Annotated in this window: 15 protein-coding genes and 1 riboswitch; of the genes, 9 read left to right on the forward strand and 6 right to left on the reverse strand. The window is 46.6% G+C overall.

The window, feature by feature from the left end:
- From DRW41_RS07215 to DRW41_RS23870, 3 genes are all read right to left on the reverse strand, one after another.
- Positions 1 to 231, reverse strand: a complete 231-nt coding sequence (locus DRW41_RS07215; RefSeq protein WP_115451297.1) for a hypothetical protein — start codon at positions 229 to 231, stop codon at positions 1 to 3.
- Entirely contained in the window at positions 231 to 551 is a 321-nt protein-coding gene (locus DRW41_RS07220) for a YbjQ family protein (RefSeq protein ID WP_115451298.1), read from the reverse strand. Before DRW41_RS07220 ends, DRW41_RS07215 begins: the two co-directional genes overlap by 1 nt.
- Before the next feature lie 114 nt (positions 552 to 665).
- Positions 666 to 1,709 (reverse strand): lytic transglycosylase domain-containing protein, encoded by a 1,044-nt coding sequence (locus DRW41_RS23870; protein WP_115451299.1) that lies wholly within the window; start codon positions 1,707 to 1,709, stop codon positions 666 to 668.
- Positions 1,710 to 1,881: 172 nt separating this feature from the next.
- Here DRW41_RS23870 and DRW41_RS22910 point away from each other — a divergent pair, with 172 nt between their 5' ends.
- Positions 1,882 to 2,415 carry a CueP family metal-binding protein gene (locus DRW41_RS22910; protein WP_181884453.1) on the forward strand — a complete coding sequence of 178 codons (534 nt, stop codon included), beginning with the start codon at positions 1,882 to 1,884 and terminating at the stop codon, positions 2,413 to 2,415.
- Positions 2,416 to 2,544: 129 nt separating this feature from the next.
- On the opposite strand, the gene DRW41_RS07240 is transcribed toward DRW41_RS22910, so the two are convergent.
- Positions 2,545 to 3,372 carry a sulfurtransferase gene (locus DRW41_RS07240; RefSeq protein WP_115451302.1) on the reverse strand — a complete coding sequence of 276 codons (828 nt, stop codon included), beginning with the start codon at positions 3,370 to 3,372 and terminating at the stop codon, positions 2,545 to 2,547.
- 121 nt (positions 3,373 to 3,493) lie between these two features.
- Between DRW41_RS07240 and DRW41_RS07245 the strand changes: the two genes are divergently transcribed.
- The 8 genes from DRW41_RS07245 (at position 3,494) to DRW41_RS23575 (ending at position 12,482) form a co-directional block, all read left to right on the forward strand.
- Entirely contained in the window at positions 3,494 to 4,018 is a 525-nt protein-coding gene (locus DRW41_RS07245) for a GNAT family N-acetyltransferase (protein WP_115451303.1), read from the forward strand.
- Positions 4,019 to 4,094: 76 nt separating this feature from the next.
- Positions 4,095 to 4,433 carry a YmaF family protein gene (locus DRW41_RS07250; protein ID WP_115451304.1) on the forward strand — a complete coding sequence of 113 codons (339 nt, stop codon included), beginning with the start codon at positions 4,095 to 4,097 and terminating at the stop codon, positions 4,431 to 4,433.
- A 113-nt stretch (positions 4,434 to 4,546) separates the two neighbouring features.
- Entirely contained in the window at positions 4,547 to 5,293 is a 747-nt protein-coding gene (locus DRW41_RS07255; RefSeq protein ID WP_115451305.1) for a hypothetical protein, read from the forward strand.
- A gap of 248 nt (positions 5,294 to 5,541) precedes the next feature.
- A riboswitch (cyclic di-AMP (ydaO/yuaA leader) is annotated at positions 5,542 to 5,674 on the forward strand.
- Positions 5,675 to 5,792: 118 nt separating this feature from the next.
- Positions 5,793 to 7,619, forward strand: a complete 1,827-nt coding sequence (gene kimA, locus DRW41_RS07260) for a potassium transporter KimA (protein WP_115451306.1) — start codon at positions 5,793 to 5,795, stop codon at positions 7,617 to 7,619.
- Positions 7,620 to 7,912: 293 nt separating this feature from the next.
- Entirely contained in the window at positions 7,913 to 8,269 is a 357-nt protein-coding gene (locus DRW41_RS07265) for a SpoIIAA family protein (protein WP_115451307.1), read from the forward strand.
- 237 nt (positions 8,270 to 8,506) lie between these two features.
- The gene (locus DRW41_RS07270) at positions 8,507 to 11,353 is read left to right on the forward strand and encodes an ATP-binding protein (protein WP_115451308.1); all 2,847 of its coding nucleotides are present in this window, start codon (positions 8,507 to 8,509) and stop codon (positions 11,351 to 11,353) included.
- A 12-nt stretch (positions 11,354 to 11,365) separates the two neighbouring features.
- Positions 11,366 to 12,181: a CheR family methyltransferase gene (locus tag DRW41_RS07275; protein ID WP_115451309.1), complete on the forward strand. Its 816-nt coding sequence runs from the start codon at positions 11,366 to 11,368 to the stop codon at positions 12,179 to 12,181.
- A 172-nt stretch (positions 12,182 to 12,353) separates the two neighbouring features.
- Positions 12,354 to 12,482 carry a hypothetical protein gene (locus DRW41_RS23575; RefSeq protein WP_281272288.1) on the forward strand — a complete coding sequence of 43 codons (129 nt, stop codon included), beginning with the start codon at positions 12,354 to 12,356 and terminating at the stop codon, positions 12,480 to 12,482.
- 48 nt (positions 12,483 to 12,530) lie between these two features.
- Here the strand turns inward: DRW41_RS23575 and DRW41_RS07280 are convergent, their stop codons facing one another.
- Positions 12,531 to 13,673 carry a PP2C family protein-serine/threonine phosphatase gene (locus DRW41_RS07280; protein WP_115451310.1) on the reverse strand — a complete coding sequence of 381 codons (1,143 nt, stop codon included), beginning with the start codon at positions 13,671 to 13,673 and terminating at the stop codon, positions 12,531 to 12,533.
- The gene (locus DRW41_RS07285; RefSeq protein WP_115451311.1) at positions 13,651 to 13,995 is read right to left on the reverse strand and encodes a hypothetical protein; all 345 of its coding nucleotides are present in this window, start codon (positions 13,993 to 13,995) and stop codon (positions 13,651 to 13,653) included. The genes DRW41_RS07280 and DRW41_RS07285 overlap by 23 nt, the downstream gene beginning before the upstream one ends.
- Between the last annotated feature and the right edge of the window lie 23 nt (positions 13,996 to 14,018).

The following is a 14,018-nucleotide window of genomic DNA, read 5'->3' on the forward strand; positions in this document are numbered from 1 at the left end:
TTAAATTTTCCTATAGAACCGCTCGCCTGTTTCAGGATTGTAGTATACCTTCGTTTTTTCCCCGGTCACGGGATCAACATTGATTTCATCCGTAGGAATGAATCCGGCGGGTACCTTTGCGCCCTGGTTTTTCTTGTAGCGCTTGTCATAAATGAAATAGCCAAGCAGGATGCAGACAATGACGCCGAGAATTTGCAGCCCGTAAAAACCGGCGGCAATGAGCCAGCCCATTAAAGCTTCTCCACCACGGCTGCCGTGCCATATGCGACAATTTCGCTCATGTTTTGGCCGATTTCCCCGGAATCGAAACGCATCATGATGATAGCGTTAGCACCCATTTCGGTGGCATTCCGGATCATCCGGTCCATTGCTTCCTTCCTTGAGTCCTCGAGCATGGCCGTGTACTGCTTAATTTCACCGCCGACAAGCCCCTTAAGCCCGGCCATGATGTCGCCGCCCAATCCCCTGCTTCGCACAATCAGACCGAATGCCGGCCCTTTGATTTCTTTCACTTGGTAACCTTCGATTTTCTCAGTCGTTACTACTATCATTTTTATCACCTCATTCTATATAATTCGCTAAGAAATTGAACATTCCTTTTCTTTTCAAATACACAACCAGGAAAATTCCTCAAATGGGTAAATCTAGTTTGAGGTTTTAGAAGATCAGTTCCCAGCAGAGAATTTCTTCTCATATTTAGTTTTCAGGGCTGGCACGCTCCGGATATAATTTTGTGTCTCGGCTATATACATGTATCTGGAGTTAATTACGTTTCCAGGGCCAGCGTTGTATGCTGCCAGCGCCAACTCAAGATTGCCAAAACGGTTAAGCTGGATGGCCAAATATCTGGCGCCGCCATCGATGTTTTCGGCGGGATCGTAAGGATCGACCTTCAATCCCCGGGCTGTGTTTGGCATGAGCTGCATCAGGCCGATCGCGCCGGCTGAACTCTGGACATCAGGGTTGCCCCCCGACTCCTGTTCGATTACAGCCGCGATTAAAGCAGGATCAATTCCGTATTTGTCAGAAGCAGCCTGAATTTCCCGGCCCCATTTCAATACTTTATCCGACGGATCAAATTCAACCACGACAGGCGTATCATCAACGACCTTCACGATCATCGGTTTGCCATCTTCAGTCAATATCCTGACCGTCAGCATATCCTCCAGGGCGCTGAAACCATCCCTCAGGTTAACTTTTATGATTTCCCAATCCGATTGCGCCACCTTCCGCTCCCCATCCATATCACCCATTAATTCGATTGGGAGGTCTTTGAATTTACTTTTATTGAAAACATCTTTTTTGATGCTGGTGAAATTCTCGTTTCCATTACTTTTTTGAAATCCCACCTTAGAAACAAGCAGTTGAGCAGAATTTTTTATATTCGTTTTAAAAATCAAGTATTGTTCCTTCTTGTATGCCTTTGTATCTGTAAAGCTAACCTTTCCTTCTACAGGAAGGTAGTCCTGTCGGCCGGCGGGCTCCATGTAGGTTAGCCTGTCAATCACCCAATTCTCGAAAGGTGACCAGTTTATTTTTCCTGCCAGAAAAACCAGTAAAAGTGTGATTCCTATAAAGATAGCGGTACGCCGGAAAAAAGGCCATACCACGGATTTTAAGGCATAGAGCACTATTTTCTTTAATGCAAAACGGTTTTTATCCAAGGCGGGTTCCTCTTTCATAAGGAGCTGAAGGATGCTGTGGATCATTCCTGTATTAATTGTAACGTTGACATGCTTGGCTATTTTGCCTGAGTTTTGTCGTTTCTTTTACAAAAGTGGGGTGAGTATTGGGAAAAGTGTAGAAAATGTGAAAAGGGTAACAAACAGAATTGCAGGATGATATAATTGTGCTAAGTAATGATAAGGTGGTGAATGCCGGATGAAATTTAAGTTTTTGTTGATTGGTTTATTTGCTGCGTTGGTGCTGTCTGCCTGCAATGCGGAAAATTCGAAGGAAAGCAATGACGCAAAAGGGAATGATGGCATTAACATCAAAGAGATGGTGCAGGGTTATAGCACAGACAGCCTGCAAGCAGAATCGGCTTCCATTACGTCCAGCCAGCTTATTGTTAAAAATGATGGAAGCGAGAAAGTCTACGATCTGCCTAAGGACGCGTTTTTTGTTTCGATCGCGCCATATGTTAATACAACCCATCCTTGAACGAACCATAACTTGACAGGTTGTCAAGGCGAATTAGCAAATGAAGAGTTTAGTGTTTATATTGAAGATGAAAAAGGCAATGCAGTGATTAATGAAACCGTGAAGTCGCTGGCGAACGGCTTTATTGACCTGTGGCTGCCGCGGAATCAAACTTACAATGTGAAAATAGACTACAGCGGAAAAACTGTTGAGGCGGAACTTTCCACTTTTGATAACGATCCAACTTGTATTACAACTATGCAACTTATGTAAATATAGCAGAGGCTCTAAAAGCTTGGAAAACGCTTTGGGGTCTTTTTTTTGGCAGAAATTCACGTGTCCGGACCCACAGCTTTTGAGAAAAAAAACAGCGGGAAGGCTACCTCCCGCTGGTAAAACAAACTATTCAATCTCATTCTCCTCATAGGAAATCCAATCACTGAAGCTGCCCAAATAAAGTTTCACATTTTCATAGCCGGCTTCTTTTAATGCAAGGAAATTAGGGACCGCGGTGACGCCGGAGCCGCAATATACCACAACTTGTTTATCCGGAGCGATGTCGGCAAATCGCTTTTTCTGTTCCTCGATTGGCTTATAGCTCCCCGCATCGAGCCCAAGCATCCACGGTTTGTTGACGGCTCCAGGGATATGGCCCTTCTTTTTATCAATCGGTTCCTCTATGCCCTGATAGCGCTTTTCTTCACGCGAATCAATCAGGACGGCGTTTTTGGTTTTGCCCATGGAGATTGCTTTGACTTCTTCCATATCGGCCAACAAAGAACCGTCAATGGAAGGATGGAATTGAGCGCGATTGAAGGCGGGGATTTCCGCCGTAACCGGATAATTAGCTTCGGTCCATTTTTTGAAGCCGCCGTTCAGTACATACACATTTTTGTGGCCCAGGTAGGACAGCATCCACCAGAAACGCGCCGCAAATGCTCCTTCGCCGTTATCGTAGGCGACAACTTTCGTATTTTCACCAATTCCAGCCTGTTCAAGTTTGTCAATCAGCCCATCCAGCTGGGGTAATGGATGCCTTCCTCCGTGATCTGAAACGGCTCCTGACAGGTCCTTCTCCAAATCAAAGTAAACGGCCCCTGGAATGTGCGCTTCCTCATACTCGATGCCGCCCTTTTCTTGGTTCGCGAGCGAAAACCGGCAATCAATGATTCTTACATCCTCTTCATTTAAATGTTTCAGCAGCCATTCTTTTTCGACGATATGCTTCACCCGGATTCCCCCAAATTTGTTAAAATTAAAAAACAGTATTATCAAAAGTTTAACACGATTTGTAAAAATAGACGGCTGATTAAGATAAGATTTTTGTTAAATACCTTAAGGGGGATGCAAAATGCAGGTTATATTCGAGACTGAAAGATTGTATTTAAGAGAATTTTCCGATGATGATTTTCCTTTTCTCCACGAAATCTTTTCCGACCCGGAAACAATGAGGCATTACCCCGCGCCTTTCAGTGTAGAACAAACAAAAAACTGGATTGCGAGAAACAAATTGAGATATGAAAAGGACGGTTTTGGGCTTTGGGCGGTTTGTTTAAAGGAAACAGATGAAGTAATCGGCGACTGCGGCCTTGTGAAGCAAACTGTCGACGGTACGGAAGAGGTCGAAATCGGCTACCATATCAACAAGAAATACTGGTCAAAGGGCTATGCGTCGGAAGCTGCTCTTGGAACCCGGGAGTACGGCATTGGCCGGTTGCGATTGAAGCGGCTAATCAGCATCATCGGCCCAGAAAACATCCCTTCGATAAGAGTAGCGGAGAAGATTGGCTTCACGCTAGAAAAGGAGTCATTCATATTCAACAAAATCCATCTTATCTATGCCGTTTCACAAATGGATAGCCCAAATCTTTTGTAAAAGTCCTCGTTGACCCCCTTGTCATACTCCCTGCTTTCTATAAATAAGTATAGAAGGACAATGTTTTTTAGGGGGTATGAGAATGGCGGGAAAAGATGATTTTGTGCCAGGGTTTGTGCCAAACCACAATCACGGGTCAGTCGATTATACAGGGGTGAGTGACGGCCATGTCCATCAGTGCCTGGATGTGACGTCTCCTCCGATTCAGACGCAAGATGGGAGCCATGTCCATTATACGGAAGGCTATGTTGTTTTCGAGGACGGCCATTACCACCAGTACAAGGCATACTCGGGGCCGGCGATTCCGGTTGGCAATGGCATGCACGTCCACTACTACGATTTTTACACGACCGAAAACAATGGCCATCGCCATCGTGTAAGAGGAGTAGACCAGGCAGCACCCGGCACGAAATAAGTTTTATTAAGCGGCTTGCGTTCCCCAATGCAGGCCGCTTTTTTCTTTTGAAAAAAGCAATCTTTTCCTGTCCGGAAACGTCTAATTAATAGATAGGAAATTGGAGGGATTGGATGAGAAACGCCGTGCTGACTGCCGGGTTTTTAATACTGGCAATATGCTTAAGTATATTTTTTACCTTAGCACCCGGGGAAGAAGATAGGCAACGTGCTGCGAGAAACAGCAACGCGAGTGATGAATTGGAAGAGCTAGGAGAAGGAATCCGCCTCGGGATGAACAAAGAGGAAGTAATTCGGTTATGGGGTGAACAGCCAGCAAACTTTGATGGCGTGATGGATGGGAATGTCTATACAGCGTTTCAATTCAGGACAGGCCAGTGGGACATTACAGGCCCGAAGGAGATAGTGATTATTGGCAGGGAAGCCCATCAATTTGGGAAAACAGGAAAAATCATTTTCGTGTTTTGGAACGAACAAGACAAGGCAGGCGATGTGGCGATCTGCTACCGGACTGAAGAATCGGAGAAGTTCCGCTCTTTTTATACAGGCGATGCCGGGAAGGATAAGGCTTGTGGAACCGATGGCTATATAATTGTAAAGGATAGCGGAATGTTTTTTGTAAAAGAAGAGGAAGCGCCCCTTTTTAAAAATGCCCAAGAGGCTGAAAGTTATTTTGGAAGCCGGGGAGAATACTTGGGAACCCAAATCGAATTTGTGAAGGAGACGAAAGTAAAGGAGTTTTTAAAAACAGGGGACAAGGCAAAGATTTGGTACGAATTAAAAAATATGGCCTCAAAAGGGGAAACACTCCTAATAAAAGAACTTTTCATCATGGATTCATCGTTGGAGAAGAAGGACTGATATTACCGGCAGTTGGATTGTGGAAGGAGTTCGGCTGCCGAGCTGTAGAAAAATCCGTTTAACAAGCGTTGGCACTATCCAATACGAATGGATCGGATAACCCCCTTTGCGGAGGTTTTTTTTTATTTTTAACCAATATAATTCCCTGCTGAAAAAAGTTGCTTAAAAGCCATTACTTTCATGAAAAAATTTAGATTTGCCATCTTTACAACCAAATGCGGCAGGAGTATAGTAGGTAGCAGTTTCAAATTTCTAAATCGCTGAAACCGACTGGTGCGGGGGACCCAATCTTGGTTTTTCCAGGGGTGAATCCTTTACAGGTAGGGCTACTCACAGGCCCGAATCCGGCAGCTAACCTCGTAAGCGTTTTTGGGAAGGGAGTTGAAGCTTGCGCGACGGGAATCCAAATGTCGGCAAGTCTATTCGTTGATGGCTTGCGGGCATTTTTTTGTGGTGTTTTTTAAACTAATTCTATTCATACATCTGGTGGTGAACATAAGTGAAATCTTCCATAAAGCGGTATTTGATCGGGAGGCCTTTAAAGTCCAACGAACTCGGTGAGCAGAAGCTGAACAAGACAAAAGCGCTCGCCATCCTGTCATCGGACGCCCTGTCGTCTGTTGCCTACGGCCCGGAACAAATCCTGCTCGTCCTTGTAACAATCGGCGCGGCGGCCTTCTGGTACTCCATTCCGATTGCCGTGGGCGTCCTCGTGCTCCTGCTTGCATTGATCCTGTCCTATCGGCAGATTATCTATGCGTACCCGCAAGGCGGGGGAGCCTATGTCGTATCGAAGGAAAATCTGGGGGTGAACTATGGCCTTGTGGCGGGCGGCTCGCTCCTTGTCGATTATATTTTAACGGTGGCCGTCAGTGTTTCTGCAGGAACGGATGCGATAACTTCTGCTTTTCCGAGCCTGCATTCCCACAATATCCTGATTGCGGTTCTGTTTGTCCTGTTCATTACAACGCTCAATCTGAGGGGGGTGACCGAATCGGCGTCAATCCTTGCCTATCCGGTTTACCTGTTCGTTATTGCACTCTTTATTATGATTGGTGCGGGGATGTATAAGATTTTCACCGGCCAGGTGACGGAAGCCCTGCATTCGCCAATCGGCACGCCGGTGGCCGGTATTTCCCTGTTCCTGCTGCTCCGGGCTTTTGCTTCGGGCAGTTCGGCTTTGACCGGGGTTGAGGCAATCTCGAATGCGATTCCGAATTTCAAGGATCCGGCTCCGAAAAATGCGGCAAAAACGCTCGCGGCGATGGGAACACTGCTCGCAATCTTGTTTTCAGGCATCGTCCTGCTTGCATATTATTACGGGATTTCTCCTAATGAACAGGAAACGGTAGTCTCGCAAATCGCGGAATCTGTCTTCGGAAGGAATGCGGTGTATTATTTTATCCAGTTCACAACGGCGCTGATTCTTGTATTGGCGGCAAATACGGGATATTCCGCATTTCCGCTGCTTGCTGTCAATCTGGCGAAGGATAAGTTCATTCCGCGTATGTTTACAATCCGCGGCGACAGGCTCGGCTACTCAAACGGCATCATCACACTTGGGTTTGCTTCAATCCTGTTGATCATTATGTTTAAAGGGCACACTGAAAGCCTGATTCCGCTTTATGCGGTCGGGGTCTTTATTCCGTTCACCCTTTCACAGACCGGAATGATTTTAAAATGGCTTCGGGAAAAGCCGGCGGGCTGGCGGGTGAAACTAGCCATTAACGCAACGGGTGCGGCCATTTCATTCATCGTTTCCCTGATGTTCTTTTTAACAAAATTCACGCAGGTCTGGCCAGTTCTTGTGTTCCTGCCGTTGACCATCTTGCTGTTCCATCGCATCAAGCGCCATTACGAGGCTGTCGGCGATCAGCTTCGGATTGCATCCTGCGAAGCGGCAACGCCTATCGAAGGGAATGTCATGATTGTCCCGGTCGCCGGGATTACCCATGTCGTCGAGAACTCGATCAATTACGCGAAGTCGCTGAACGCGGACCAAATCATCGCTGTCTACGTGGCTTTTGACCGTGAAGAAGAAAAGAAATTCGCGGAGAAATGGGCAAAATGGCAGCCGGATGTCCGTTTGGTTACACTCCATTCGCAATACAGGAGCATCATTCAGCCGCTGACCAAATTCGTCGATATCGTTGAGCACAAATCAAAAGAAATGAACTATCGGGTAACGGTCGTCATCCCGCAGTTCATTCCAAAGGAAGGCTGGCATAACATTCTTCACAACCAGTCGAGCTTCCTTATCAGGGCGTTCCTGCTCTACCGGCGCGACGTCATCGTCACAACCGTGCCGTACCATTTGAAAAAGTAGACTCGTGCCTAATAGAAATTATTTTCATGGAATAATAGAAGCGGAGCGGCCCCTTGTAGAACAAAGGGCCGCTTTCAATTTTTTGGCGGTCTTAAATGTGAATTAGGGAACTGATTTGATTCTTCTTTCCGTATACGGATGAAGAAAATGATATGTCCCTGCTTCTCTCTGCTTGCGTTAAAAAAGAAAAACTTGGTGAAATGCCTATGAAATTGGCAGAAGCTTTGTAGTTTCGAAGCCCCTGATACGGGGAATTCTAGAATGGATATATATATTGGCGGGAGGCTTCGAATATGCTTACGATAATTCCAAGCAGGGATGAGTCGACCATCGCTGTTGAATTCTCCGGTACGGCGACTCGTGAGGATGCCGAAAAGCTGGAGCAGTTTGTAAAATCTACGATTGGCGATAACAGGGAGTTTAATATATTTGCAAAAATGCATGAAGTGGACGGAACGACACTGATGGGGCTGGCCTATGGGATGAAATTCGACGCGAAGAGGTGGAGCCAGTTCCGGAAATTCGCCGTTGTCACCGACCTGAAGTGGCTTGAAGCGGTGACGGAGCTTGGGAAATTCCTGCCCGGCCTTGAAGCCAGGCATTTTTCTGGCGGTGAGGAAGAGGCTGCCTGGGCATGGATCAAACAATAAGTGCATCAAGGAAAATGCCGGCAAATGTGCCGGCTCGTTTTTTGGGGATCCCAGTATTTTAGGAATGGGAATTATTGCATTTCAGTTTTAATAAGAGTGCTTGGTTATTTCTGCTCTAGATCAAATTTCGATATTTTTTGTAATGCGTGGCAATTCCCGCTTAATTCTCGAAAAACATTAAAACCACTGATATAGTATTAAATAGAATACGAGACCGTAGATTTGAAGAAAGTGGGAATGGTTGTGACATTTAAAAAGAAACAATTTTTTGGGCTCGGGTTGACACTTTTATTTATGACGCTGCTTTTATTTGTCATTTTATCGTTAACAGGAAAAATTAAGACAAATATGTTGTCAATCGTCGAAGACCGGTACGATAAAGTAAATGATGCCATGGAAATACGCCAGGCAGTTCTTTTAACAGATAGGGAACTCGTTAATGCGATTCAGGAAGGGAACAGCCCGGATATTGAAACCCTCATCCCATTGCTTGAGTCTAACCAAAAAATTGTCCAGGAATCGATTGTTAAGCTTGATGGGATCCTGAACAAGCCGACATCGAAAAAATTGCTTAAGGAAATAGATATCGCCTACCGGGAATATCTGGATACGGAGAAACAGCTCATATCGGGGTTAAAGGCGGGCGCCAAGCCGGCCGATCTTCGGAAAATCTATTATGGCTCGGTGGCTGAAAAAGGCGAACTCGTTAAAAAGGTTAATGAGTTCAAGTCCTATCAGGAACGCCTGATGAACGAGTCGCTTAAAAGCGCCAATAAATCCTACGACCAGTTATTCGCCGCGCTGTTCATTTCAGTTATTGCAGCGGCAATTCTTATCACCGGGGTTACGCTTTGGGTAATCCGAAGTACCAGCAGGAGATTGGATTCAGTGGCTGAAGGAATTAAAACGATTGATTATAACAACCTCGCCGAAATTCCAAGGATAAAGGTTGAAGCGCATGATGAAATCGGCCAAATTTCTGCCGCCTTCAATTCCATGGCCGTGTCGCTTGAGACATACTACAATAAGGAAAAGAAATTTACAGCTGAAATATCAGAGCAAAACTGGGTGCAGACCCAGTCCGCCGAACTTATCAACCTGTATCACAAAAGTACTGAAGTTGAAGGTCTTGCCGAGCAGCTGATGGCAAATTTGGCTCCCGCGGTAGGTGCAAGCCTTGGCGCGTTTTACCTAATGGAGAACCAAACTTTGAAAAAAGTAGGTTCGTTTGCTGATGGGGGCGGAACAGCCGGCCGTGCAGAAATCGCGCTCAGGGAAGGCCTCGCAGGTCAGTGCGCGGTGAAAAAAGAAGCTATTTATATTGAAGATATTCCGGAAGATTATACTGTGATTTCCACGGGGCTTGGCTCAATGAAGCCTAAAAGCCTACTGATCGCGCCCGTTCTCGTCAAGGATGAAACGGTCGCGGTCATTGAACTTGCATCCCTGAAGCCATTTACCCGGGCCGAAAGAATACTCGCCAATAAAGTATTTGAAACGCTTGGCATGGCAGTAATGAATATTCTTGGCAGAATGGAAATTGAACGCCTTCTCCTCGAGTCGCAGGCCCAGGCGGAAGAACTTCAGTCCCAGTCCGAGGAATTGCAGGCCCAATCCGAAGAACTGCAAACCCAGGCGGAGGAACTCCGCATGATCAATGAGCAGCTTGAAGAACGGACGAAAGACGCGGAAATCAAGTCTGCAGAACTGCTTATAGCGAAGGAAGAGCTTGAGGTCAAAGCGAAGGAGCTGCAGCTGAGCTCGAAGTACAAATCTGAATTCCTGGCGAATATGTCCCACGAATTGCGGACTCCGCTCAACAGCATTTTGCTGCTGTCCGAAATGCTTGGGGAAGACACGGATGAAAACTTGACGGATGAGCAGAAGGATTTTGCCAAAGTCATTCATACTTCAGGCCAGGATTTGCTGAACCTGATTAATGACATTCTTGATTTATCAAAAGTCGAGGTAGGAAAGCTTGAGGTTGTCTTTGACGGCGTCAACATTGCTGATTTCGGCGGAAGGCTGGAGCATCTCTTTTCCCACCATGCGGTAAGGAAAGGGCTCGGGTTCATGGTCGATATTGAGGATAACCTGCCCGATCTTTTTTACACGGATGAACAGCGCCTCCAGCAAATCGTTAAAAACCTTCTGGCAAACGCATTTAAATTTACTGAATCAGGTGCTGTTATTGCAAGCATAAATAGAGCGGAACCCAATGAAATACCAGCTGAGCCGGTTTCAGATACATGGCTGAAGTTTTCGGTCAGCGATACGGGCATAGGCATAGCCGAGGACAAACAGCAGCTCATATTTGAAGCGTTTCAGCAGGTTGACGGGGCGACAATGAGGAAATATGGCGGCACGGGGCTGGGTCTCTCGATTTCAAGCGAATTTGCCCGCTTACTTGGTGGAACGGTCACCGTTGAAAGCGAGGAAGGCAAGGGAAGTACATTCACACTTCTCATCCCAAGCCTTCCAAAAGGGGTGCCAACCAGCGGGGAGGCGATAACTCCCGCGGTTCATAACGGCGCGTCCGAAGATGAGGGTGGAGTAGAAGCATCAGTTGGCGGAGAGCATCCTTCCGGCCAGGTTAAAGCAGCGAGCGTAGAGGTTGCCGCAGGGAATTCCGTACTGTTCGCCGATGGAAACCCGTTGATGGCTGAGGAGGAAGGGCATGAGGAAAGCGGGTCTGTTCCGTTCAATAATCTCCGTGGCAAGACGGTAGTTGTCGCCGATGACGACCATCGCAATATTTACGCGCTTGACAAGGCACTTTCAAGGGAAGGCATGCGCGTCTTATCGGTCGAGAATGGAATGGAATGCCTGGAAATTCTCCAAAGGACCGACAACGTTGACATTATCCTGATGGATATTATGATGCCAATCATGGATGGATATGAAACGATGCAGCAAATTAGGGGAATGGACCGCTATGGGAACATTCCGATTATCGCCCTGACCGCGAAAGCGATGAAGGGAGACAAGGAGAAATGCCTCGAAGCGGGCGCCTCGGATTATATCAGCAAGCCGCTAAAGATGGACCAGCTATTTTCAGCGATGAGGGTCTGGCTCGCCAGATAGAGGAGGATTTTTTTGCAAAAGGAAGAACTTGAACTTGAATTATTGCTGCTGGCAGTCTACCGGCTGTCCGGTTTCGACTTCCGGCAGTATATGAATTCATCCATTATGCGCCGCGTCCAGAACCGGCTTAGGCTCGAACAGCTTCCCGGCATTTCCCGCCTGACGGAAAGGGTGATTGAGGATGATACGGTCCTCAAAAAACTGCTCGATGATTTCTCAATCAACGTCACGGAAATGTTCCGAGACCCAAGCTTCTTTGCTTCATTCCGCCGGAATGTCGTGCCCCATTTAAAGGGTCTCCCGCAAATCCGGATTTGGCATGCCGGCTGCTCGACCGGCGAAGAGGCCTACTCGATGGCGATATTGCTCGAGGAGGAAGGGCTTGGCGGCAAGGCCAAAATCTATGCGACCGATATGAGCGAAAAAGTAATCCGGGCCGCGGAAAAAGGAGTAATTCCCCTTTCAAAAATGCAGGATTATACGAAAAATTACCTTCAGGCTGGCGGAAGGCGTTCCTTTTCCGAATACTATACCGCAGATAGCCACTTTGCGACACTCGACCCGTCGCTTCGGGAAAAAATCATTTTCGCCCAGCATAATCTGGTGACTGACGGCTCTTTTAATGAATTCCATGTGGTGATTTGCAGGAATGTCCTCATTTATTTCAACCAGGACCTTCAGAACCACGTACTCCGGCTTATTAATGCGAGCCTCAGCCAGGGAGGGTTTCTCGGGCTTGGCAGCAAGGAGGCCATCCGGAGCGAAGCCCATCCGCAATTCACGGAATTTGATGCTTCCGAAAAGATTTACAGGAAAATGCAAAGGTAATTGGAAATGCACCGCTTTCTTCGGAGAGCGGTGTTTTTTCGGGAAAAGAGCTGATGGACTAGGTTATAAAGCTTAGAAATGGGATGCGAATGCTGATAAGTAGGGAGCAAATACTGATAAAAGAGTCCGAATGCTGATAAACCCGAATCAAATACTGATAAAGGAGTCTCGAATGCTGATAAACGTGAAACAAATGCTGATAAATGAGTCCCGAATGCTGATAAACCCGGATCAAATGCTGATAAACCAGACTGGCAAAGATTCCTCCCAAACCGGAATCCTGACAAAAGATTGTGACTAGCTAAAAAAAGCCCGGACCAGTCATCCGGACTTTCGTTTATCCTTGTCATTATGATGCTTTTATTAAAACGACACACATATCATCACTTGCCGATGTCTGCTGCTCCTTTGAGAGAAGGAGGTCGATCGGTTCGCACTCGGCTAAATTAGACCAACCGGATGATGCGGCCATCTGTAAATACTCCATCCCTGCAAGGCCATTTTTCTCGGCCGTTTCCGGTACACCATCCGTAAATAGAAGCAGCTGCGCGGAGTCTTCATATGTAAGAATCTTTTTTTCAACCGTGATTGCATCAAAAAAACCAACCGCGCAAGTAGTTGAGCCGAGATCTTCAAGCCGCTGCCCGTCAATGAGCGCGTAGCCGGAAGGATGTCCGGCATTCACGTATTCAATCGTCTTTTCTCTGGCGTCAATAACCGAATACACAGCCGTGAAATAGTATGGGATTTGCTGGTTCCGGCTGTTCAACGAGTTCATCCAGCGGTTCAGCTCGCGGATGACATGCTCTGGGTCCGGATTCACCCTGATTAAATCCCGTAGTATAGAGGAAATGAACATGCACACGAGCGAGGCGGAAATCCCATGGCCCATCATGTCCAAAAGAATGACTGCATAACGATTTTCATCAATCTTATGCCAGTAATACAAATCACCCGCCAGAGTATTCGCCGGCAAATACGAGGCTTTTATTTTCAAATTGGAATCGTCCACCGGTTCGCTAAGCAGGCTCGTCTGAACCTGCATCGAGAGTTCCAGCTCATTCCGGATTTTCTCATCATGCTTTTTATGCCAATCCTTTTCATATTTGAGCCGGAGCACAACACGGATGCGCGCAAGCAATTCGGTCTTATTGATTGGCTTCATTACATAATCCATTCCGCCGACGTCAAGCGCTTCGGCAACCTTGTTCGAATCCTCGAGCGCGGTGACGAAAATAACGGGGATATCCCTCGTATGCGGCGTCTCCTGCAGCTTCCTGCATGCCACAATCCCGTCGATTTCAGGCATCATAATATCCATCAAAATTAAATCCGCAGGCCGTTCAACCGGATGCGGACTGTCAATCTGCAAATAATCAAACATCTCGCGCGCTGATGAAAAGGACAGGTAATTCTCATATCCCGCCCGCTTTAAAATCTTTTCTATTAAAAACAAGTTCACCTGGTTATCATCTACAATCAAAATCGCCATATCCTAACCCCTTCGGCTGCGCAACCACTGAATTTCTCTCTCTTTTAAAACCATATCCTTTTTCAATACCCCAAATTGGCAAATAAAAACCCGTTATCAGCCTTTTACCAAGAATTTCTCCAACGTGGCACTCGGAAAATAAAATCCAGTAACAGCGCCAGGCCCACACGCCGGACAACGCAACGTATTTTTTGCTGCTCGTCCCTTTTTCTATTATGGTACTTTTTTCTTTTTGACGGCAAGGGAAAAGGGGTGTATAGTAGTTTTGTAGAATTGCTTTAACGCTTAAAAGCGTTTGTGCAAAGAAGTGATTTCCTTGCATCGAATACAAAACAGTATATAGTA

This window comes from Neobacillus piezotolerans, from assembly GCF_003362805.1.
GTDB classification, from domain to species: domain Bacteria; phylum Bacillota; class Bacilli; order Bacillales; family Cytobacillaceae; genus Bacillus_D; species Bacillus_D piezotolerans.